21 protein-coding genes are annotated in these 20408 nt (G+C 58.9%); 9 read left to right on the top strand and 12 right to left on the bottom strand.

The features are described 5' to 3' along the window. The 3 genes from pcaG to ACR0DB_RS11520 are packed head-to-tail and all read left to right on the top strand — an operon-like array spanning position 1 to position 2542. The gene (gene pcaG / locus ACR0DB_RS11530; protein ID WP_480550971.1) at positions 1-600 is read left to right on the top strand and encodes a protocatechuate 3,4-dioxygenase subunit alpha; all 600 of its coding nucleotides are present in this window, start codon (positions 1-3) and stop codon (positions 598-600) included. Beyond that, positions 593-1444: a 3-oxoadipate:acetyl-CoA acetyltransferase gene (locus ACR0DB_RS11525; protein WP_480550969.1), complete on the top strand. Its 852-nt coding sequence runs from the start codon at positions 593-595 to the stop codon at positions 1442-1444. The genes pcaG and ACR0DB_RS11525 overlap by 8 nt, the downstream gene beginning before the upstream one ends. Before the next feature lie 36 nt (positions 1445-1480). Next, positions 1481-2542, top strand: a complete 1062-nt coding sequence (locus ACR0DB_RS11520) for a 3-carboxy-cis,cis-muconate cycloisomerase (protein WP_480550967.1) — start codon at positions 1481-1483, stop codon at positions 2540-2542. A gap of 489 nt (positions 2543-3031) precedes the next feature. On the opposite strand, the gene ACR0DB_RS11515 is transcribed toward ACR0DB_RS11520, so the two are convergent. Genes ACR0DB_RS11515 through ACR0DB_RS11500 form a run of 4 tightly spaced genes read right to left on the bottom strand, consistent with a single transcriptional unit; the run spans position 3032 to position 7259 of the window. Beyond that, complete coding sequence (locus tag ACR0DB_RS11515) at positions 3032-3817, bottom strand: arginine deiminase family protein (RefSeq protein WP_170771697.1); 786 nt, start codon at positions 3815-3817, stop codon at positions 3032-3034. Positions 3818-3820: 3 nt separating this feature from the next. Next, entirely contained in the window at positions 3821-5425 is a 1605-nt protein-coding gene (locus ACR0DB_RS11510; RefSeq protein ID WP_480550965.1) for a 5-guanidino-2-oxopentanoate decarboxylase, read from the bottom strand. Further along, entirely contained in the window at positions 5422-6606 is a 1185-nt protein-coding gene (locus ACR0DB_RS11505; RefSeq protein WP_480550963.1) for a pyridoxal phosphate-dependent aminotransferase, read from the bottom strand. The genes ACR0DB_RS11510 and ACR0DB_RS11505 overlap by 4 nt, the downstream gene beginning before the upstream one ends. Beyond that, positions 6603-7259 (bottom strand): TetR/AcrR family transcriptional regulator, encoded by a 657-nt coding sequence (locus tag ACR0DB_RS11500; protein ID WP_480550961.1) that lies wholly within the window; start codon positions 7257-7259, stop codon positions 6603-6605. Before ACR0DB_RS11500 ends, ACR0DB_RS11505 begins: the two co-directional genes overlap by 4 nt. A gap of 77 nt (positions 7260-7336) precedes the next feature. Between ACR0DB_RS11500 and ACR0DB_RS11495 the strand changes: the two genes are divergently transcribed. The 4 genes from ACR0DB_RS11495 to ACR0DB_RS11480 are packed head-to-tail and all read left to right on the top strand — an operon-like array spanning position 7337 to position 10479. Next, the gene (locus ACR0DB_RS11495; RefSeq protein ID WP_480504004.1) at positions 7337-8134 is read left to right on the top strand and encodes an ABC transporter ATP-binding protein; all 798 of its coding nucleotides are present in this window, start codon (positions 7337-7339) and stop codon (positions 8132-8134) included. A 33-nt stretch (positions 8135-8167) separates the two neighbouring features. Then, positions 8168-8932, top strand: a complete 765-nt coding sequence (locus tag ACR0DB_RS11490; protein ID WP_480550959.1) for a transporter substrate-binding domain-containing protein — start codon at positions 8168-8170, stop codon at positions 8930-8932. A 9-nt stretch (positions 8933-8941) separates the two neighbouring features. Then, positions 8942-9694: an ABC transporter permease gene (locus tag ACR0DB_RS11485; RefSeq protein ID WP_480550957.1), complete on the top strand. Its 753-nt coding sequence runs from the start codon at positions 8942-8944 to the stop codon at positions 9692-9694. After that, a complete protein-coding gene (locus ACR0DB_RS11480; RefSeq protein ID WP_480504003.1) occupies positions 9691-10479 on the top strand; it encodes an ABC transporter permease in 789 nt (262 codons plus the stop codon). The genes ACR0DB_RS11485 and ACR0DB_RS11480 overlap by 4 nt, the downstream gene beginning before the upstream one ends. Before the next feature lie 215 nt (positions 10480-10694). Here ACR0DB_RS11480 and ACR0DB_RS11475 read toward each other — a convergent pair whose 3' ends face one another. Genes ACR0DB_RS11475 through ACR0DB_RS11440 form a run of 8 tightly spaced genes read right to left on the bottom strand, consistent with a single transcriptional unit; the run spans position 10695 to position 17801 of the window. Next, entirely contained in the window at positions 10695-11093 is a 399-nt protein-coding gene (locus tag ACR0DB_RS11475) for a cupin domain-containing protein (RefSeq protein WP_170783197.1), read from the bottom strand. 58 nt (positions 11094-11151) lie between these two features. After that, positions 11152-12012 carry a phosphoenolpyruvate hydrolase family protein gene (locus ACR0DB_RS11470; protein WP_480550955.1) on the bottom strand — a complete coding sequence of 287 codons (861 nt, stop codon included), beginning with the start codon at positions 12010-12012 and terminating at the stop codon, positions 11152-11154. A gap of 1 nt (position 12013) precedes the next feature. Continuing rightward, positions 12014-13222: a Tm-1-like ATP-binding domain-containing protein gene (locus ACR0DB_RS11465; RefSeq protein WP_480550953.1), complete on the bottom strand. Its 1209-nt coding sequence runs from the start codon at positions 13220-13222 to the stop codon at positions 12014-12016. An 11-nt stretch (positions 13223-13233) separates the two neighbouring features. Continuing rightward, entirely contained in the window at positions 13234-13950 is a 717-nt protein-coding gene (locus ACR0DB_RS11460) for an ABC transporter ATP-binding protein (protein ID WP_480550951.1), read from the bottom strand. Beyond that, complete coding sequence (locus tag ACR0DB_RS11455) at positions 13940-14713, bottom strand: ABC transporter ATP-binding protein (RefSeq protein WP_480550949.1); 774 nt, start codon at positions 14711-14713, stop codon at positions 13940-13942. The genes ACR0DB_RS11460 and ACR0DB_RS11455 overlap by 11 nt, the downstream gene beginning before the upstream one ends. Next, the gene (locus ACR0DB_RS11450) at positions 14704-15942 is read right to left on the bottom strand and encodes an ABC transporter substrate-binding protein (RefSeq protein ID WP_480550947.1); all 1239 of its coding nucleotides are present in this window, start codon (positions 15940-15942) and stop codon (positions 14704-14706) included. The genes ACR0DB_RS11455 and ACR0DB_RS11450 overlap by 10 nt, the downstream gene beginning before the upstream one ends. 27 nt (positions 15943-15969) lie before the next feature. After that, the gene (locus tag ACR0DB_RS11445; RefSeq protein ID WP_480550945.1) at positions 15970-16938 is read right to left on the bottom strand and encodes a branched-chain amino acid ABC transporter permease; all 969 of its coding nucleotides are present in this window, start codon (positions 16936-16938) and stop codon (positions 15970-15972) included. Then, complete coding sequence (locus ACR0DB_RS11440) at positions 16935-17801, bottom strand: branched-chain amino acid ABC transporter permease (protein WP_480550943.1); 867 nt, start codon at positions 17799-17801, stop codon at positions 16935-16937. Before ACR0DB_RS11440 ends, ACR0DB_RS11445 begins: the two co-directional genes overlap by 4 nt. A gap of 189 nt (positions 17802-17990) precedes the next feature. Here ACR0DB_RS11440 and ACR0DB_RS11435 point away from each other — a divergent pair, with 189 nt between their 5' ends. Further along, a complete protein-coding gene (locus tag ACR0DB_RS11435) occupies positions 17991-18632 on the top strand; it encodes a phosphoenolpyruvate hydrolase family protein (protein WP_170783205.1) in 642 nt (213 codons plus the stop codon). Beyond that, entirely contained in the window at positions 18629-20353 is a 1725-nt protein-coding gene (locus ACR0DB_RS11430; RefSeq protein WP_480550941.1) for a phosphoenolpyruvate hydrolase family protein, read from the top strand. Before ACR0DB_RS11435 ends, ACR0DB_RS11430 begins: the two co-directional genes overlap by 4 nt. Positions 20354-20408: the final 55 nt, after the last annotated feature.

Raw genomic sequence — 20408 nt, 5'->3', positions numbered from 1 at the left:
ATGGTGCAAAAGCTGGACTATCTCAAGGAAACGCCCTCACAGACCGCGGGGCCCTATGTGCATATCGGGCTGGCCCCCGGAGACGCCGGGTTTGATATCTACCGGCACGAGTTGGGCCGTGACATCGCGGGTCCAGATGCGTCAGGGACGAAGATCACTGTGCGCGGTGTGGTGCGCGACGGAACCGGCGCGCCGGTCAAGGATGTACTGATTGAAACATGGCAGGCGGATGCAAATGGCGTCTATCCCAGTCAGGGCTCTGTTGATCCGGGCTTTCGTGGCTGGGGCCGTGTAATACCGGATTTCGACACGGGGGAATGGGCGTTCGACACAATCAAACCGGGCCCCGTGACAGACCAAACCGGTACAGTGATGGCCCCGCATATCAACTTGTGGCTCGTTGCACGCGGGATCAACGTAGGCCTCAACACCCGGCTTTATTTCCCCGATGAAATGGCGGCAAATGCGTCAGACCCAGTACTGAACCTGATTGAGCAGCCCGTGCGCGGGCAAACTCTGATCGCGGAACAGGTGGAAGGCGGCTACCGGTTCGATATTCAATTACAAGGCCCCTCAGAAACGGTGTTTTTCGATGTCTGATCCTGTCTCACAAACCCCCTGCATCATCTGTGTGGCGATCACCGGATCGGTGCCGACCAAGGCCGATAACCCGGCCGTTCCCATCAGCGTGCCGGAGCAGATCGAAAGCACTCATGAAGCTTTCGAGGCCGGAGCCTCCATCGCTCATTGCCATGTGCGCGACGCCGAGGGCAAACCCACCTCGGACCCCGACCTGTTTGCGGCGCTGAAGGACGGGATCGAAACGCACTGCCCCGGCATGATAGTGCAGCTTTCCACCGGAGGTCGTTCGGGTGCGGGCAAGGCGCGCGGGGGTATGCTGCCGCTGTCCCCGGACATGGCCTCGCTTTCGGTGGGATCGAACAACTTTCCGACGCGCGTTTATGAAAACCCGCCCGATCTGGTGAACTGGCTGGCCAGCGAGATGGTAAAATACGGCGTCAAACCTGAGATCGAAGCCTTTGACCTGTCGCATATCCTGCAAGCGGCCCGGATGCACCGCGAGGGACAATTGCCTGATACACCCTATATTCAATTCGTCATGGGCGTCCGCAATGCTATGCCCGTGGATCGAGATGTATTCGACTTCTACGTCAAAACCGTGCACCGACTGTTCGGAGACGTCCCGTGGTGCGCCGCCGGGATCGGGGCTGGGCAGATTCAATTGAACGAATGGTCCATCGCGGCGGGCGGGCATGTGCGCACGGGGCTGGAGGACAACGTGCGTCTGGATCGCGAAACGCTTGCCCCGTCCAATGCAGCGCTGGTGCAGAGAGCCGTCGATCTATGCCACGCCCACGACCGCCCAGTTGCGAGTGTAGACCAGGCGCGCGCCATTCTGGGTCTGCGCTCGGCTGCGGCCTAACGCTAGGCCGGACGACCCAAGATAAGGACGTAGACTATGACCGATCTGTTCTCGCACCCCTGGTTTTCGGGCCTGTTCGGAGATGCCGCGGCACAAGAGATCTGGTCGGCGGAGCGGTCACTTACCCATATGTTGGCCTTCGAGGCCGCGTATTCGCGCGGCTTGGGCGCAACCGGCAAAATCCCCGCCGACCAAGCAGACGCTGCTGCCGCATGGATTGAACAAGCCGTGCCCGGTATGGATACCTTGCGCGCTGGCACCATGGCGGATGGGCTGCCTGTACCAGCACTGGTTCAGGCCCTTAGATCGGATGCAGGACCACTGGCCAAAGCCATTCACACCGGGACGACCTCGCAAGACGTGATGGACACGGCCTTAGCGTTGACCTTGCGCGAGACCACGAACCTGTTGCAAGCGCGCCTGTCGCAGCTGTCGGACGTGCTGGGCGATCTAAGTGAACAGTTTGGCGGACGCAAAATCATGGGACGCACGCGAATGCAGGCTGCCCTGCCCGTTTCGGTCGGTCACCGGATCGAAACCTGGCGCGATCCGCTGCGCAGCTATCGCCAAAGCCTATCCAACCTGCGCCCGCGCGTGGAATGCGTGCAAATGGCCGGACCCGTCGGGGATGGTCAGACCATTGGGCTTGCGCAGCACGATTTTGCGAAGCATATCGCCGATGCCCTTGGGCTGCATGTGGCAGATCAAAGCTGGCACACCACCCGCGACAGACTGGTGGCGTATGCCGATCTGCTGTCGCGCATCTCGGGGTCACTGGGAAAGATGGGGCAGGATGTTTGCCTGATGGCCCAACAAGGTGTGGACGAGATCAGGCTGTCCGGTGGCGGAACATCCTCGGCCATGCCACATAAACAGAACCCCATTCTGGCTGAGCTGCTGGTGACACTGGCGCGGTTCAACGCCGTACAGGTGTCCGGGATGCACCATGCTATGGTGCATGAACAGGAACGATCCGGCAGCGCGTGGGCATTGGAATGGATGATCCTGCCGACCATGGCCCAGACCACGGCTCGGTCACTTGCTGCGGCCACCACATTGTGCACGCAGATCATTTCAATCGGCGCAACGCCCGACTAACGCTTCAACAAATCCAATGTGGATCTGCTCAATTCGGATGCCCGTTGTGTGACTTCAACTCGGGCAAACTGTTCCGTCAGTTGGCGCGGGCCACGAGCTGATAACCTGGCTTGGCAATGGCTCGAACCTTGGTAATCGGCGCACTATTAATCCAAGTCATGCCCTTCATTCTGATCCAGATCTTTGCAGTCGTCGTCATATGATTCTTGCCCACGATCGCAACTTTTCTACCAAAGCTTCTTTTCTTGGCACGTTTTGGAGAAGGTCCGGCGCGACGGCGGCATCCTCTCACCGAACCTAGGGCGGAACGCCGCCGGGACCGATTCAGATGGCTTGCCGGTTTACCCCCGCCGGAAGATGCCGCAGGGAAATGGCCGGTCGGCTTAGACACAAATTCGCAACGCATCTTCTGGGTCGACAGACGTTACTTTAGACGCAAGCCCAATACATATAGGCCAGAGTTTGCGACAGAACTACTTGGCGATACCTCTAGGGAAGCCTTAGAGACAGGCATGACATACCACCGTCCAACTTGGCACAATCGGTATTGTCTATCTCGACAACTTCATAGCCTGCGCGGTCCAGCATATCGGCCGTTCGAGGGAAGCCCGCGGCCATCAGCACCAGATTGTTGAAACGGATGGCATTGGCAGCGGCTTCTTCTCCTTCGGCGACATGTAACACACGGTAGCCGTCAAAACAGCCTGATGCGTCCAGTCGGTGGGTGGACAGGATGGTCTCGGCATCCATCAGCGAACAATCTGTTTTGAAGTGCAGCACACCTTTGGGCGTGAAGACTTCCCGCAGCTTGTGTCCCCAATCAGAAGTTATCCTTGCCAGTTCAGCGACACCTTCCGCGTCGGTACGATCTGATCGGCCCACCAGAATTTCCCGACCGGTTACAATAATATCACCGCCTTCGATATGACCAGGGCCTTCGATCGCACGTACCGTATCGTAGCAGTCATGAAGGGTCGGAGCCATTTCGGCGACTTCGCCCATGCGCGATGGCGCACCAGGCCGCATCAGAACCACGCCTTGAGGGAGGCAAAGAGCAGTGTCTTCGACAAATTGTGCGTCTGGAAAGGTATCGAGCGGACCAAGCTCGATCACCTCTGCACCCGTGCTCTTTAGGGTGGCTACATATGCCTGATGCGCTGCCAACATCCCATCAAGATCTGGATCGCCGACATCCTCAGCGCGCAGCCCGTTTGCGATTGTGGATGCAGGGCGACGGGTGATGGCGCGTGAAAACTCGAAAGTGGGGTCTGTCATGGGTCAGTCTTTCGTGGGTGCAAGTTTTGCGGCAGTGATTTCGATCATGGACGGTCCTTTCACGGCGACAGCGTCGCGTAACTTTCGCGCGACCACTTGTGGTTCCGCACGAGCTTCAAAATACGGAATGCCAAAAGACTTTGCGGTTGCCGCAAAATCGGGAGGCGTAGGATTGCAACCGATCACTGTTACACCGACGTCCCTCATCGACGTTGCAATTTCTCCGTACCCGCTATTGTTCCAAATCACGAAGATGACAGGCAGGTTTTCGTCGACGGCGGCCATGATTTCAGGAAGGGAAAACTGGGCGCCACCATCCCCGACAATACACACCACAGGGGTGGAAGGGGCGGCGATTGCAGCTCCGACCGCCGCAGGAATTCCGTAGCCAAGCGCACCATATCCGGTTGCAGCATTGAACCAGCCACCCGCACGGTCGTGGTCATAGTACAGGTTACCCGCATAAATCGGTTGGGTTGAGTCCCCGATCACAAGCGCATTGGGCACCGCATCGCGGATCGCATTGAGAATATCAACTATTTCGCGATAGTCCGGGCCAATTTCGTCCAACGCAGCGGTGCGTGCAAGCTTGGCCCGCATTTCACCTTCGCCCTTTTTTGCCGTTTTTGGCAATGACGCGGCCAGCACAGGTGCGACCAGTTCGACATCTCCGTGAATCGCAACCTTGGCTGTATGGCGGGCCAGTTGATCACGGCATCGGTCCACCCGGATCAGACCGTGCATCTCTGCCATCTGGCCGGTTGCATACATGTCGAAATCGGTGGGGCCAAGTTCGGTTCCCAATGCCAGCACGCAATCTGCGTCTTCAATCAAGTTGCGCACGGCCGGCAAGCTGGGGCTGGCAGGCACAGTCAGCGGATGACCATGCATTAGGCCTCGGGCGTTGACGGTTTGCACAACCGGCGCGTCAAGCGCTTCGGCCAACGCTTGCAAAGCACCCTCTGCGCGCTTTGCACCACCACCGGCGACAATTACGACGCGCCCAGCCTCGGCCAGTCGGCTTGCAGCGTCACTGATCAGATCAGTACCTGCCTGACACTCGGTGTGGGAAAGGGCAATGGGCGCCGCGACATAGGGATGGGCAGCCACATCCAAGGGAACCTCGATATGCACAGGCCCGGGCCGCTCGGTGGTCAAGCGCTGAAAGGCGCGTTCTACGACCGGGTCCAGCTGATCGGCGTCGGAAACCTGTTCAGAAAGCAACGCGACTGTTTGCGCAAGTTTCAGTTGATCGGGCAGCTCGTGCAGATGCCCCATGCCCTTTCCAAGCGATGCCGTCGGGTTAACACCGGACACCACCAACAAGGGCACTGAATCCGACCGTGCCTGGGCCATAGGGGTCAGCGTATTCGTCAAACCCGGCCCGGTTATCACAAAAGCTACGCCCGGCTTACCCGATACACGTGCATGGCCATCCGCCATAAACCCTGCGCCCTGTTCGTGCCGAGGGGTAACATGTCGAATGCCAGATGCCGCAAGACCGCGGTACAGCTCGATGGTATGGACACCCGGAATACCGAACACACAGGCCACCTCTCGGCGCCGAAGCTCTGCGACCAAAGCTTCCCCAACTGTCAGAGCGCTCATGCGACCTCACGCGGTATGTTGTTGGCATGATCAACAATGCGGGTGATGGCGGTGGCGAAATCATCGTCACTGATCGTCAATGCCACACGCACCCAGTTCTTCAGGCTGTCGCCGAAGGCCGAGCCCGGCATGACAGCAACTCCGGCTTGCAACAAGCGCCATGCGTAGGCCTCACCATCAAGACCGGTGTTCGCAACATCAATGAGTGCGAACATCCCAGCCTCGGGACGGTGCACAACAAGTTCAGTGTCGGCCCCCAAGCGATCCGCCAGCAAACTGGCCCGGCGCGCGAACCGTTTGGCCATGCCAGAGGCAACCTCTGACCCGTCACGGATCGCCTTCTCGGTCATATCCGCGATGAAGGGCTGATTTCCGAACAGCAAGGTTTCAGAATAAGGCAGCAGTGCCTCGCAGAAGTCGGATGGACCGACACACCAGCCACTGCGGAAGCCGGGCGCAGCGTGTGACTTCGAAATGGATGAAACTCCGATGACGCGATCCGCAAATTCCGTATACGCAAGGGGCGAGACAAATTGTGACCCTTCAAAGACCAGGTCTTCGTAAACCTCGTCCGTTATGATCCACAAATCATGCGCGATTGCCAATTGCCCGATCTCCGCAATTTCTTGCGCAGTCAGGATCGCACCGGTTGGGTTGTGCGGCGTCGTCAGCAAGATCGCACGGCTGCGCGGCGTGATCCGTTTGGCGATGTCTTCAGCCTGAAGGCGAAATCCATGCTCGGGTCGCAAGGGAACGGGCACCATGTCTGCTCCTGACGCGCGCACGACACCTTCGTAGGTGGCATACATCGGATCGCCGACCAGAACCTCGTCGCCAGCCTCAGCAACCCCGGCCATAACCGCGAAAAGGGCGGTTTGCGTGCCGGGAAAACAGAGGATGTTTTCAGATTTAAAACTGCGTCCCCGGCGGAGCGAATATCGCTCGGCCAACGCATCCAACAGGCCCTCTTCTCCACGACCATTGGAATATCCCGTCCGCGCTGCATGCAGCGAATGTACCGTAGTCTCGATCAGAGAGGCGGGCACAGGAACATCCGGCTCACCTATCGCCATCTCGACGATATCAGCACCTGCTTTGACAAGTTCGCGGGCTTTCAGGTGTACGCTCCATTTGGCGCCACCCAAACCCGCCAACCGAGCTGTTACTGCTGAGGTTCTCATGACTCTGCTGCCTCATTGTTCAACGTGATACCTAGAATTGCGCCGACCGAGTCTAGGCCGATCTGGGGCAACTGGCCTTCGGCAAACGCATCCGGAAGCGCACCGCCCTCCAGCCAGAGGCCGTCGATCACCGCGTTGCACGCGATCGCCAACTGTTTCGCCTCGAAGGGTTCCACATCGCGCCGGGTTTCCTTGAGCGCAGCGACGATGAGCGCTTCGAGATGGTCTCGGAAGTAGTCATAAGTGCGCTGGTGGACATGTTGCATTTTGGGGTCCGTCTGGACCTTGTTCAGAAATCCGGCCCAAAGGGCGACGACCTTGGGATCGACAATTGGTGGCCGCAAAGACGCATCGACAAAGTTCGACAACCGAGACACCGCCGTCCCTTCCCCGGTATAGGCGGCCGTTTTGACGGTCAGCGTATTCATATGATGCTCGTAGGCCGCGTGCACCAATTCGTCTTTCGAGGTGAAATAGTGTCGGATCAAACCTTGGGTCACGTTTGCACGCGCCGCGATCTCACGCACAGTTGCGCCACGCACCCCCATCTCGGCGATCAGGTCCAGAGTTGCCAATATCAATGCCTCGCGCCGATGCTCGGCGGACTCACGCGTAAATTTTCGGCTATCGTCCTGCACCGCGGGCATATCCATGACATGAAGTTATTATACACTTGCATAATCACGAGATTCGGGGCTTACTGCAAGCTGAAATCAGAAGATGCCTGGATATGGACGCAGCCAAAGCCGCTACACCCGTAAATCATACGACAGAGAATGACGAAGCGATTAAGGTTGAAGACCTGCACAAGTCCTTCGGCCCGCTAGAGGTTTTGAAAGGCGTGTCCTTGACGGCGCATAAAGGCGATGTCGTCGCAATCATCGGGGGGTCGGGATCTGGCAAGTCGACAATGTTGCGCTGCATCAACTTTCTGGAAACTCCGAGTTCGGGCAAGATCACGATAGGTGGCGAGCAGGTCGAGATGCACGACGATGGCAGCCCGTCCAATCGTCGACAGATCGAGCGTATACGCACCCGTCTGGCGATGGTTTTCCAGCAGTTCAATTTGTGGACCCATCGTACGCTTCTGGAGAACGTGATCGAAGTGCCGGTGCACGTACTCAAGGTTCCTAAAGCTCAGGCCATCGCGCGTGCGCATGAGTTGCTAGAGCGCGTGGGGCTGGGCGACCGGGCCGACACTTACCCTGCATATCTATCCGGCGGACAGCAGCAGCGCGCGGCAATTGCGCGAGCGCTGGCCGTAGATCCTTCGGTCATGTTGTTTGACGAGCCGACCTCGGCGCTGGATCCCGAACTGGTCGGTGAAGTGCTGACCGTGATCCGCGATCTTGCGTCCGAAGGGCGGACGATGCTGCTGGTGACCCATGAGATGAAGTTTGCGCGCGAAGTCGCCAATCACGTCGTCTATCTGTATCAAGGCCGAATTGAAGAGCAGGGACCACCTGCCGAGGTTTTCGGTAACCCCAAGTCTGAACGATTGAAGCAGTTTCTAAGTTCGGTCGCATAGTCCAACAAAACAAAGCCAACAGGGAGTAACATAATGAAAATCAGTAAAATATTTGCATCCAGCCTTGCTGCTGCATTTCTTTCAGCTGGCGTCGCCAGTGCCGAAGAGGTCAAGATTGGCATCGCTGCCGAACCCTATCCGCCATTCGCGTCGCTTGACAGCTCCGGCACCTGGGTCGGCTGGGAGATCGACGTGATCAACGCTGTTTGCGCGGCGGCCGAACTTGATTGCGTCATCACTCCGGTTGCGTGGGACGGTATCATCCCGTCGCTGACGGGTCAGCAGATCGACGCCATCATGGCCTCGATGTCGATCACCGAGGAACGTCTGAAAACCATTGATTTCAGCGATCCCTACTACAACACTCCTGCGGTCATCGTCGCAGATAAGTCGATCGATATCGATGCAACTCCGGAATCCTTAGCGGGCAAAGTTGTTGGCGTGCAGGCTTCGACCATCCACCAGGCCTATGCACAAGAATACTTCAAAGATGCGGAACTGCGCGTCTATCAAACTCAGGACGAAGCTAATCAGGACCTGTTTGCGGGCCGGATCGACGCCACACAGGCCGACAGCATCGCAATGGCGGACTTTGTGAATTCCGACGCTGGTGCCTGCTGTGAAATCAAAGGGGCCGTTAAAGATGATCCTGCCATTCTGGGGCGCGGCGTTGGGGCCGGTGTCCGCAAAGGGCAAGATGATCTGCGAGAGGCGTTGAACAGGGGTATCGCTGCCATCCTGGCGGACGGAACACATGAAAAGATCACCTCGAACTACTTCTCCGCCAGCATCTACTAAGCCATTAACGTGACCGGGCTACTGGAATCGCTAGGTTTGGCGCAGAGCGCAGATCTGCTGTCGCTCTCGCCTCCGGGATGGGGCGGCAATCTGCTGCGCGGTTTGTCCAATTCATTGCAAATCGCCTTTGGTGCTTATGCGCTCGGCCTAGTGATCGGACTGTTCGGAGCTTATGGCAAACTATACGGCGGGAAGGTCACACGCGATCTTCTTGCCATTTACACGACCGTTATCCGGGCTGTGCCGGAATTGGTCCTGATCCTGATCCTGTATTATGTAGGGTCGGATATTATTAACAAGATATCCGCAGCCATAGGTGGCGGACGGGTCGAGATCAACGGAGTGGCCGCTGGCATCTGGGTGCTGGGCGTTGTTCAGGGGGCTTATGCCACCGAAATTCTGCGCGGGGCCATTCAGGCCGTACCGCCCGGCCAGATCGAAGCTGCCAAGTCCTATGGCATGCCAGCCTTCATGACCATGCGCCGCGTAACGATACCAGCGATGATGAGCTTTGCCGTGCCCGGTCTGGCCAATCTATGGCTGATCGCCACCAAGGACACCGCGCTGCTTGCAGTCGTTGGCTTCAACGAACTGACCCTTGAAACCCGACAAGCCGCCAGCAGCACCCGCGCCTATTTTACCTTCTTCTTGTCTGCCGGGTTTCTGTACCTCATGGTCACCCTGTGCTCGGGCGTCATTTTCGGCCGGATTGAAAAATGGGCCCGCCGTGGCCAGCCCTCTCTGACAGGGGGTAGTAAATGATCAGTCTTAGATCTCTGATGCAACCGCATCGCGTCGTAATGATGCTGATTTTCGCAGGGATCGTCATCTGGTGTGCCGTCTCGCTGCAATGGGACTGGCTGCCGAAATACGCTCCGCTGGCCTTGCAAGGTATTTGGACGACAATTTGGCTGCTGGTCGTCACGGTCGTACTTGGGTTCTGTCTTGCGGTGCCTCTTGGGTTGGCGCAGGCTGTTGGACCTTGGTATCTTGCTGCCCCGGCCAAAGCGTTTTGCACCATCATTCGCGGCACGCCCTTGCTGCTTCAACTTTGGCTTTTGTACTACGGTCTCGGGTCACTGTTCCCTCAGTTCCCGTGGATACGCTCGTCTGAACTCTGGCCGTATCTGCGGCAGGCCTGGCCCTATGCGGTTTTGGCGTTGACCCTGTCCTATGCAGGCTACGAGGGCGAGGTTATGCGCGGGGCCTTCAAAGGTGTTGCCAAGGGGCAGCTAGAGGCCGCCAAGTCGTTCGGCATGCCCAGACTGACGATGTTCCGCCGCATCTGGTTGCCACAGGCAATCCGCAATGTGTTGCCGACTTTGGGCGGCGAAACCATATTGCAGATGAAGGCGACACCTCTGGTGGCGACCATCACTGTTGTCGACATTTATGCAGTTTCATCGCGGGTGCGTTCGGACACGTTCATCATCTATGAACCACTGCTGTTGCTGGCGGTATTCTACATTCTGGTCGCTGGCCTGATCGCAGTTGCCTTCCACTGGCTGGAGGTCAAGGTGCTTGGGACCGGGCAGGAACGACGCTAGGCTCAGGGCTCACAGTCAACAGACGATCAAAGCGTCGAGGGCAGTTGCTGTGAGGAAAACGTCGTACCGCTTCGCGACAGGTGCCAGCCGCTAACGCAGCCAAACATGATCTCGCATTGTGGGCCTTCACCATCCAGCGTCTGGACCTGCTCACCAAGTCCAGAAGTGATAAGGCTGCACTCTTGTGCGAAAATCCTAGGCGCTTTTTCTGCAATCTAACGCAGACCGTTCCAAGGCACCTTGTCCGCGACATCTTCGATCTCGTACCCCATATCTCCGACACATGGTCCCAGAATTGCCAGAAGAGTCGCTTCGTGATCGCCAATGTTAAACGTGGCGTGGACCACATCCGCGCCAATAAAGACGGAGTCCCCTGGTCCCATCACCCGCTTTTCCTTGCCAAGCCACTGTTCGACCTCACCCGCGACGCAGTAGATAACTTCCTCCTGATCGGGGTGTTTGTGAAAATTGTGGCCGTGGCCCGGAGCCAGGCTGACCTCAATCACCGTAAGCTGTCCGGCGCCTGTAGCGGGCGGACTGCTCATCCACTTCAACTTACCCCAATCAAGCGTTTCCTGCGGCGTATCCGCCGAAAGCATGAATTTTCCGATCATCCCTATTCTCCGGTCGTGTTTTGATTGCGCACTAGTTCTGCAAGTTGGTGTTTTGTCGTCATGCGACCCCTTTAGAGCGTTCAACCCCCCGCCGCAGCTTTCCGAATTCTGCAGTCTGAGCTGTAATCGCCCTTTCGGTGGGCAGACGCTCCATCGATGATGCTCCGTAAAAGCCATGACAGTCCGGGCAGAGGTCCAGGAACTTCTGTGCATCCTCGGGTTCTGCTAATGGGCCGCCATGGCAGATAAAGATCAGGTCGTCGCGATAAGCGCGCGCCGCTGCGGCCCATTCGTCGTAAAGCCGTGCGCATTCGGCTATATCCGGTGCGCTGTCCCCGGCTCCGATGGTTCCGCCCGTGGTCAGACCGAAATGTGCGACGATGACATCCGCGCCCGCCTTCGCCATTTCGGCAGCGTTGTCAGCACTGAAAACGTATGGCGTGGTCAGAAGGTTGCGCTCATGGGCCTTGGCGATCATTTCGACCTCCATGTCATAGGACATGCCGGTGGCCTCAAGTTCGCGCCGGAAGCGGCCGTCGATGATGCCCACCGTGGGAAAATTCTGCACGCCTGCGAAACCCATTGCCCCCAAATCATCCAGAAACTTGTCCATTAGACAGAATGGGTCGGTGGCGTTTACCCCTGCCAGAACAGGGGTGTCCTTGACGACCGGCAGAACTTCGCGCCCCATATCGACAACGATCTCATTCGCGTTGCCGTAAGACATGTAGCCCGCCAGAGATCCGCGCCCGGCCATGCGATAGCGACCCGAGTTGTAGATGACGATCAGGTCGATGCCGCCGGCCTCTTCGCATTTGGCGGACAGGCCGGTGCCTGCACCGCCACCTATGATGACTTGGCCAGCGGCTATCTTTGCCCGCAAGCGGCTGAGGATGTCTGCGCGTCCCGTGACTGCCATATCAGGTATCCTTCTTGGTGTAGATTTCTTTGAAATTGGCGATCGCCGCCTCGGCAAAGTCGGGATCGTTGATGTGCATGTCCAACTCGATCAGTTGTCGGTCGGGGGTCTGTGTCACCGTATCGCGCAGCGCCTGAAACAGTGCGTCATTGGCTGCCGGGTCGTGGAAGGCTCCACCTTCGATATCCAGCGCCGAGACGCCCCGCAGGGGCAGCAGGAAGCGCACCGGACCGTCACAAGCGTTCAGCTTGTTGCCGATCCACGCGCCTATCTGTGCGCATTCTTCCGCTGTGGACCGCATCAGCGTGACCTGCGCGTTGTGGTGATAGAAATTGCGCCCTTTGAACTGTGCGGGCACCGTATCGGGTGCCCAGAAATTCGCCATATCCAACGCGCCGCACGAGCCAACATAAGGGAGTTTGCTGCGGGCAATGCTGTCGAGCCGCTCTTCACCTGCACTGAGCATCCCACCCACGATCAGGTCGCAGATTTCGGTGGTGGTGATGTCCAGCACCCCGGCAACGTCACCCTGATCGACCAGTTGCTCCATCGACCGGCCCCCGCTGCCGGTGGCATGAAAGACCAGGCAGTCGTAGTCATCGGCCAGTCCTTCGGTGATGGCCTGGACGGCGGGGGTGGTGACACCGAACATCGACAGAACCAACGCGGGGCGATCATCGGTGTTTTCGGGGACTTCATTCGCCATCATCCCTGCCAGCGCGTGCGCCGCATTGCCCAGCAATCGGCGCGAGACGCGGTTCAACCCCGATACATCTGTTACAGGATGGAACATGTTCACATCCGATGCACCAACATAGGCCGAGACGTCACCCGACGCGAGGGTGGAAACCAGCACCTTGGGTACCCCAATCGGCAAAGCCTGCATGGCCGGAGCAATGATCCCCGAGCCGCCCGAACCGCCCAGCCCGATGATGCCGCCCAGATCGTCGCGGCCCAGGACAAAGGCGGTCAGTGCCCGCGACATCTCGGTCACGGCCTGCCCGCGATCATTCACGAACACCGCCGCCGGCCCGTCGGGATGGCAGGCGGCGACACTGGCAGCAGTCACTTCCATGCCGGTCTCGCCGCCCTTGGTGCCAACGTTGACCAACACGGTTTCCATCCCCGCTGCGTCGATCAGATCGCGCACGTATCGCAATTCCGGCCCTTTGGTGTCGGCGGTTCCGATCACGTAAGCTCTTTTTGTCATCCTTCCCTCCCTTAGCCCGACTGCCCGGGTTCCAGCCCCAGATGGCGCTTTTGCATCGCCGGATCGTTTTCCAGAGCCTCTGCCGTCATCCGCTCGACCACTTCTCCGCCGACCATGATGGCCACATCCTGCACGGCGGCCAAAGCCGCGTGCATGTTCTGTTCGACCAGCAACACCGCAATGCCTTCGCCTGCGATCAACTCGATCAGATCAATCACGTCCGAGACGATGGCGGGGGCCAGCCCCTCGGTCGGCTCATCCAGCACCATCAGGCGCGGGTTCAGCAGCAGCGCACGGCCAATCGCCAGCATCTGCTGTTCGCCCCCAGATAGACGGTCGCCCAAATTGCGGCGGCGTTCTTTCAGGCGCGGGAACGTCTGGTAAACCCGTTCAATCGACCACGCAACGCCCTTGCGTTCGACGATCCGCAGATGTTCCTCGACCGTCAGAGACCGGAAGACGCGCCGCCCCTGCGGCACATAGCCGATCCCCATCTGCGCACGTTTTTCGGGCGGCAGTCCGGTCATATCGACGCCATCAAAGCGGATTTCCCCCGCCGAATGCGGATGCAGACCCATGATCGCGTTGCACAGGCTGGTCTTGCCCATGCCGTTGCGCCCCAAAATACCCAGCGGGCGGTCCGAGACGTTCAGGCCGACGCCATGCAAGACGTGGCTTGAGCCATAGCGCAGGTCCAGCCCGCGGATTTCCAGCAGATCAGTGGCCATGGGCGCCTCCGATATAGACGCGATGCACATCCTCGTTGCGCATGATGTCGTCGGGCGACCCTTCGGCCAACGTCCGCCCGTTATAGAGAACCGAGACACTCTCCGAAGTCTGCAGCGCGATATCCATATCGTGTTCGATCAGCACCACGGTCACATCCTTGGGCAGTGACATCAGCAAGGCGCTAAGCTTGGGCCGCTCGGCTGGCGACAACCCCGCCGCCGGTTCGTCCAGCAGCAAAATCTTCGGGTTTTCGGCCAGCGCGATCCCAATCTCAAGCTGTCGCCGCTGACCGTGGCTCAGTTCCGAGGTCTCGCGGTCCAGCACATCCGCCACGCCTGCGGTTTCGGCCAGATGTTCGGCCTCGGCCAGACGGGCATCGCTGGCGCGCAGGGGCAGCACCTGCCGCCAACTACCGCGCAATCCGGCAACGGCCAGAAACAGCGTGTCACGCACGGTCAGGCCGTTGAACAGATGGGCGTGCTGATACGTCCGGCGCAGCCCACGTTGAATTCTCTTGTTGATCGGCTCACGGGTCACACTGTCGCCAAACAGGGTGATCTGGCCGGTCGTGGCACTGGTATCTCCGGTCAGCACGTTGAACAGGCTGGTCTTGCCCGCCCCGTTCGGCCCAAGGATCGCCCGCCGCTCGCCGGGGCGGACGGTCAGGTCGATATCCTGCACCGCCCAGAACCCGCCAAAGCGTTTGCCAATGCCCCGGACCTCCAGGGCATTGGCGGTGTTATGTGAGTGGTTTACGGGCACGAGGGGTTGTCCCGGCTGACCGGACCCGAGGCCAGAAACGCCTCTTCGTCCTGTCCCAGCAGCTGATCCACATCGCGCACAACCTTGACCACGCGGTTGCCAAGCGTGCCATCCTCACGCTCGTAGACCTCGGTGACAAAGTTGTCGATCACGCCATTGCGGTTCTTATCCAGCCGCATGGTGCCGCCGGTGGGGGTGGTGAAAGTCAGATCGTTCAGCGCCGCGCGGAAGGCCGCCTGATTGTCGGACAAGTCGCCATCAACCTCATCCAGCGCCAGCATCGCAGCCTTTGCGCTCATGTAATAGTGATGCGCAAAGATCGAGGGGGCCGAGAAGCCATCGGGGAAGGCTTCGGTGTAGCTGGCGGTAAAGGCTTTCCATTCGTCGCCGTCATAATCGCCAACGGTCGGGGTGCCCGCAGGCGCACCCACCAGCAGCTTTTTGAACGGGCCTTTGCTGTCCAGAATGGACTGGTCGATGGTGATCGAGCCGCCGATGATCGGCTTGTCGCCGCCCGCCTGGCTGTATTGCGTCAGGAAGTTGACCGCATCCGCGCCACCCAGCGCCACGAACAGAGCATCAATATCCTGCGGGATCGAATAGACGACCGAGGAGTAATCCTTGTTGCCAATCGGCGTCCAGAACTTCTCGGGCACTTTGCCGCCCGCCTCGCAGAACTCTGTCATGAAACCCAGAACCTGAGTGTAGGGGAAAGAGTAATCCTCGGCGATCACAGCCACGGATTTGTAGCCCAGGTCGTTAAAGGCATAGTCGCCCACGCCCACCATCCATTGCGCCCCGTCGCCGCCAAAGCGGTAGAAGTTGTCAGAGCTGTCGCGCAGGGTTGTATCCTGTGCCGCCGACGATCCGTTCAGGAAGGTCACGCCAGGATAGGATTTCGACAGATCGCGCAGGGCCAGACCCTCGGACCCCGACAGCGGGCCAACGATGATATCCACGCCGTCCTGCTCGATCAGTTTGCGGGCTGCGTTCACAGCACTGTCGGGGCTGGCGTCGGACGACATTGTGATGACTTCGATCTTATTGCCGTCGACCTCTCCACCGGTTTCCAGCACCGCCAGTTCCGCACCGCGGATCCCATCCTGACCCAAAGCAGCAAACGCGCCTTCGAGAATTGAGATCACGCCGATCTTGACGTCTTCGGCAGATGCAGGCACCGCCATTGCGCAGAGCGCCAGCGCGGATGCAGCCATTTTGAGCTTTTTCATTTTTCAGGTTCCTCCCTATGAGTTTGCTCAGACAGTTGATTTCTTTGGGGCCTCGGGACGGCGCAGCCGCGCCATCCAGTCGCTTGCCAGTTGTTGAAGCCCACCGGGGGCTACGATCACGATGAGCAGCAGCACGACGCCGATCAGTGTGTTGAACCGCTCGCGGTCGATCAGGTCGACGGCAAAGGTGTCCAGCAGGACAAAGACCACCGCACCCACAAACGCCCCGCCCGGATGGCGCAAGCCGCCGATGACCGAGATGATGAGGATGTCGATGATGGGCCCAAGGCCGACTGAAAAGGATGAGATGCGTTCCTGATACCAGACGTTCAGGATGCCCCCTGCTCCGGCCAGCAGGCCCGAGAAGGCAAAAGCCGCAACGATGGGTGTGGTAACGGAAATCCCCAGCGCCAGCACCCGTCCCGGCGCGTCACGCACCGCTTGAATGGTCAGGCCCAGCGGCGAACGGACAAAGCCGCTGACCAGTGCAAGCGCCAGCGCAGCGACGCCTACAGACAATAAGTACAAGGGCAGCGGATCGCGCAGACTGAGGCCAGCAATCTGCGGCGCGCGGACGCCGGAGAAGCCGGTCCAGCCATTGAAAAGCGTATAGTTCTGGCGGGTAAAGTAGAAGAACGCCACCCCAATCGCCAACGTGATCATGATGGCATAGATCCCCCGCGACCGGCGCGCGATCAGACCAATCAGCCCCCCGGACACCACGGCCAGCGTCAGCGCCAGCGGGATCGAGACCCAGAACGGTAACTGCACGCCGATCCCCACGCTGTTCGGTCCGAAAAAGGCGATGGTATAGCCCGCCATCCCGGCCATTGTGGCCTGCGCAAAGGACACGACGCCCAAATAGGTGGCCAGAAAGCTCAGGCTTAGCGCCATGATGCCCAGGATCAGTGATCGTGTGGCCACCTGCGTCAGCCAAAAGTCGTTCAACACGAAGGGCAGGATCAGCAGTGGGACAAGGATCAGCGCCTGTTTCATTGCTCGGCCTTTCCCAGCAAGCCCTGCGGCCGCACCGCCAACACCAGCACCATGATCGCAAAGGTAAACACCACGCCGTAGGTGGGTGCGTAGGCTAGACCGTATTGTTCGGCCAGACCGACCAGCAGCGCACCGAGCGCAGCCCCGCCGATCGAGCCCATACCGCCAACGATAACCACCACCAGCGAAGACAGCAGGAATTGCAGGTCCGTGCCCGGCGCAATCGACAGCGCGCTGGCGGCGACGACCCCGGCCATTCCGGCCAACATGCCGCCCAAGGCAAACACAACGACAAAGATGCGGTTGATCGGATAGCCAAGCGCCCGCAGCATGTCCTGATCATCCACGCCCGCGCGGATCACAGCACCAAAACGTGTCCGCTGGATGAGGAACCACAGGCCAATCCCGACCACCAGCGCAAAGCCCATCAGCGCCAGACGAATATTGGCGTACCCAACGCCCAGAACCGGCAGGCGCTGCCCCCCGGCCAAGGCATCCGGCGGCTCTACTTGATAGGTTAGCCCGCCCCAGTACCACAGCATCAGATCGGCCATGATGATTGAAATCGCAATCGAGGCTAGAGTCTGACGCAGCTCATCCCCCTGCATCCAACCCAGAATCCCCGCTTGCACGATGGCACCGGCCAGACCTGCGGCCAAACCACCGCCGATGACACCCAGTCCCCACGACCCGGTAACATCGACAATGCTGTATCCGACATAGCCGCCCAGCAGCAGCAATGCCCCATGAGCCATGTTCACAGTGCGCATCAGCCCGAAGATCAGGCTGAAGCCACTGGCCGCCAAAAAGTAGAGCGCTGCTAGCGTCAACCCGTTCAAGGTGACGATCAGAAATAGTGTCATGGTTCCTCCCGTTGAGGGGCAGCATGGCGCAGAAAACGGGGCAAAAACAGAAACGAGAGGTTTTGGAGATCAATTTTTAAATGTTAGTTTTCAATATGTTATTCCAAATTCTCATTTTTTGTTTTGGGAAATATCAGAAAACGTGAGAAATTACTTCTCAATAAGGGAAATTCTTTCCTAAATAGGTTCATGACAACTCTCACGCTCACCGGTACGCAGTCTACCGCTGCCCCTTCGGATAACCGAATCTATTGCCCTGCTCTGAACGGCCTGACCGCCGTGCAAGCTGATCTGGCATTTGTGATGCCGCGGCTGGATCATAACAGGGCCGTCCGCGAAACCCCCTGTCAGGGCGGTTGGGCCGCACTGCTGGCCAGCGACCCGTTCGGGTCCGAGGCGGCTTTGTTTGCTCAGTTGTATGAGCTGGGCTATCGCGGCATCACCAACTGGCCATCTTCTATCCTGCTGGACGGGTCGTTGAGGCAATCCATGTCGACCATCCCGGCCTCGCCCGAGTTCGAATATGACTTTCTGGCCCGTGCCCAACGGGCCGGGTTCCAAACTTTGGCGTTCTTCCTTTCGCTCGCGCAAGCCCGCGCGGCTCTGAAGGCAGGGCTGGAAAGTCTGGTGCTACATCCCGGACTGCTTGAGGTGGAAACCGCGGAAAGCGGCGCGCTAGTGCTTGGGTCGCTGCAGCGCATCATCGACACGATCCGGGCTGAGGTTCCGCAAGTAGCTATCTATGCCTATACCTCGGACTGGCATGAACGATCGGTCCCCCTTGGTACACTGAACGTGGACGGGCTGGTCCGGCACGAGGCCGCAGCATGAGCGCGCGCGACAAGAACTTTCTGTTCGCCGCCGTGGTCGGGTCTGGCCTGACCGCAAAGGCAGCGGACAAGGCGGGGGCCGATTACCTGCTGGCCCTAAATGCTGGACGGTTTCGGGTTCAAGGGGCATCCTCCCTGACCAGCTTCCTTCCGGTCCGCGCGGCCAATGACTGGGTAATTGAATTTGCCGAACGCGAAATGCTGGGGCGGTGTACCGCGCCGATCTATGCCGGGTTTTCGGTCAGCGATCCTAATCTCGACATTGCGGAACTGGTGCGGCGCACCAAAGCGCTGGGGTTTTCCGGCATCTGCAACTTCCCGTCGACAACTTTGATCGACGGACGTCTGGGCGCCGCGATCGAGCGGGAAGGCTTGGGGCTGGACCGGGAAATCACAATGGTCAAGAAAGCAACAAATATTGGGTTAGGTGTGTTCGCTTACGTCCAGACTAACGCTCAAGCCCGTAAAATGGTCGACGCCGGGGCGACGGCAATCTGCGTAAATATCGGATTCACAAGCGGTGGCACCGGGGTCAACACACACCTGACGTTAGAGAAAGCTGCCGCCCAAATTGACCGCGTTCTCGAAGGAGTTCCCACCTCGGTGGACAAGCTTTGCCATGGCGGACCCATCACTTCGCCCGAAGAAGCATTGGCTATTACGCGACTTTGCGGTGTGCAGGGTTTCGTGGCCGGCTCGACGCTGGACCGGCTGCCAGTGGAACAGACATTGAATGAGGTGACAAAGGGGTTCACCGCCATTCCCAGCTTGTCACGGATCGAAACCGGTGCGCCAACCAATGAACATGAACTGGTTGGATCTTCCTACTCCATGCAGTTGATCCGCGAAGAGCTTGATGATCTTGCCTATGAGGATATCCCGATCCTGTTGATCGGCGAAACGGGAACCGGCAAAAGCCGCGCTGCCCTCAAATTGCACGAGGCAGGGCCCGCAGCGCGGCGTCAGCCCGTTGTTGTGGATTGCCCCGCCTTGGACAACGAAGAAGGCGGTGTGCATCTTTTGGGCAAGGCCCCCGGCGCATTGGGAACGACGGGCACTCAGCGTGGCGCTTTGGAGCTGGCGTCTGGAGGCACGCTCATCTTTGACGAAATTTCCGCCTTGCAGCCTGCGCATCAGGGCAAAATCCTGAAATTCACCGACGAGAAGTCCGTGCAGAGGATTGGGGATCATACACTCCGGCGGGCCGAAGCGCGGATCATTTCGACAACCACTCAAGACCTCCCTGGCCTGATTGAGATGGGCGCGTTTCGTCAGGATCTTTACTATCGAGTCTCCGGTCACGAAATCACCCTGCCGCCCTTGCGCGAGAGGGTGGATGATATCCCTGAACTGGCCATATATCTGGGGCGGCAATTGAGCGGCGAGCCTCCGAAGTTTTCAAACGCTGCGCTGCGGTTGATGCTCGAACACGATTGGCCCGGGAATGTGCGCGAGCTTCAGCACGCGGTCCAGCGTGCAATTCGCAAATCCGGAGGGTCCACGATTGACCTCAAGGCTATCGACTTCCTTCGCCAAAAAACGACGGGGATTTCGAAAGCTCCGAGAGAGGAAACTCCGGTTCGGGCCGCGGTATCCGAGCGGGACTGGATTGCCGAGGCCCTAGCGCGAAATGGTTTCCGTCGCGCGCAGACCGCCGAAGAATTGGGTATGACCACGCGCACGCTTTACAACAAAATCAAGAAACACGGGCTGCAGGGATAGCTCGGAAGGTTGCTCTGCAACATCCAATTCTTTCATCAAAACGGATCGGAGATCC

Source organism: Ruegeria sp. AB6, from assembly GCF_056542685.1.
This window is presented reverse-complemented; position numbering and strand designations above follow the sequence as displayed.

Coding starts and splice junctions, on each gene's coding strand:
- ACR0DB_RS11470 (WP_480550955.1), bottom strand. CDS start 12,012: ATGGCAGTCACGGGACGCGCAGACATCCTCAGCCGCTTGCGGGCAAAG.
- ACR0DB_RS11440 (WP_480550943.1), bottom strand. CDS start 17,801: ATGACACTATTTCTGATCGTCACCTTGAACGGGTTGACGCTAGCAGCG.
- ACR0DB_RS11490 (WP_480550959.1), top strand. CDS start 8,168: ATGAAAATCAGTAAAATATTTGCATCCAGCCTTGCTGCTGCATTTCTT.
- ACR0DB_RS11495 (WP_480504004.1), top strand. CDS start 7,337: ATGGACGCAGCCAAAGCCGCTACACCCGTAAATCATACGACAGAGAAT.
- ACR0DB_RS11445 (WP_480550945.1), bottom strand. CDS start 16,938: ATGAAACAGGCGCTGATCCTTGTCCCACTGCTGATCCTGCCCTTCGTG.
- ACR0DB_RS11510 (WP_480550965.1), bottom strand. CDS start 5,425: ATGAGCGCTCTGACAGTTGGGGAAGCTTTGGTCGCAGAGCTTCGGCGC.
- ACR0DB_RS11435 (WP_170783205.1), top strand. CDS start 17,991: ATGACAACTCTCACGCTCACCGGTACGCAGTCTACCGCTGCCCCTTCG.
- ACR0DB_RS11500 (WP_480550961.1), bottom strand. CDS start 7,259: ATGGATATGCCCGCGGTGCAGGACGATAGCCGAAAATTTACGCGTGAG.
- ACR0DB_RS11465 (WP_480550953.1), bottom strand. CDS start 13,222: ATGACAAAAAGAGCTTACGTGATCGGAACCGCCGACACCAAAGGGCCG.
- ACR0DB_RS11460 (WP_480550951.1), bottom strand. CDS start 13,950: ATGGCCACTGATCTGCTGGAAATCCGCGGGCTGGACCTGCGCTATGGC.
- ACR0DB_RS11505 (WP_480550963.1), bottom strand. CDS start 6,606: ATGAGAACCTCAGCAGTAACAGCTCGGTTGGCGGGTTTGGGTGGCGCC.
- ACR0DB_RS11525 (WP_480550969.1), top strand. CDS start 593: ATGTCTGATCCTGTCTCACAAACCCCCTGCATCATCTGTGTGGCGATC.
- ACR0DB_RS11520 (WP_480550967.1), top strand. CDS start 1,481: ATGACCGATCTGTTCTCGCACCCCTGGTTTTCGGGCCTGTTCGGAGAT.
- ACR0DB_RS11430 (WP_480550941.1), top strand. CDS start 18,629: ATGAGCGCGCGCGACAAGAACTTTCTGTTCGCCGCCGTGGTCGGGTCT.
- ACR0DB_RS11480 (WP_480504003.1), top strand. CDS start 9,691: ATGATCAGTCTTAGATCTCTGATGCAACCGCATCGCGTCGTAATGATG.
- ACR0DB_RS11450 (WP_480550947.1), bottom strand. CDS start 15,942: ATGAAAAAGCTCAAAATGGCTGCATCCGCGCTGGCGCTCTGCGCAATG.
- pcaG (WP_480550971.1), top strand. CDS start 1: ATGGTGCAAAAGCTGGACTATCTCAAGGAAACGCCCTCACAGACCGCG.
- ACR0DB_RS11515 (WP_170771697.1), bottom strand. CDS start 3,817: ATGACAGACCCCACTTTCGAGTTTTCACGCGCCATCACCCGTCGCCCT.
- ACR0DB_RS11475 (WP_170783197.1), bottom strand. CDS start 11,093: ATGATCGGAAAATTCATGCTTTCGGCGGATACGCCGCAGGAAACGCTT.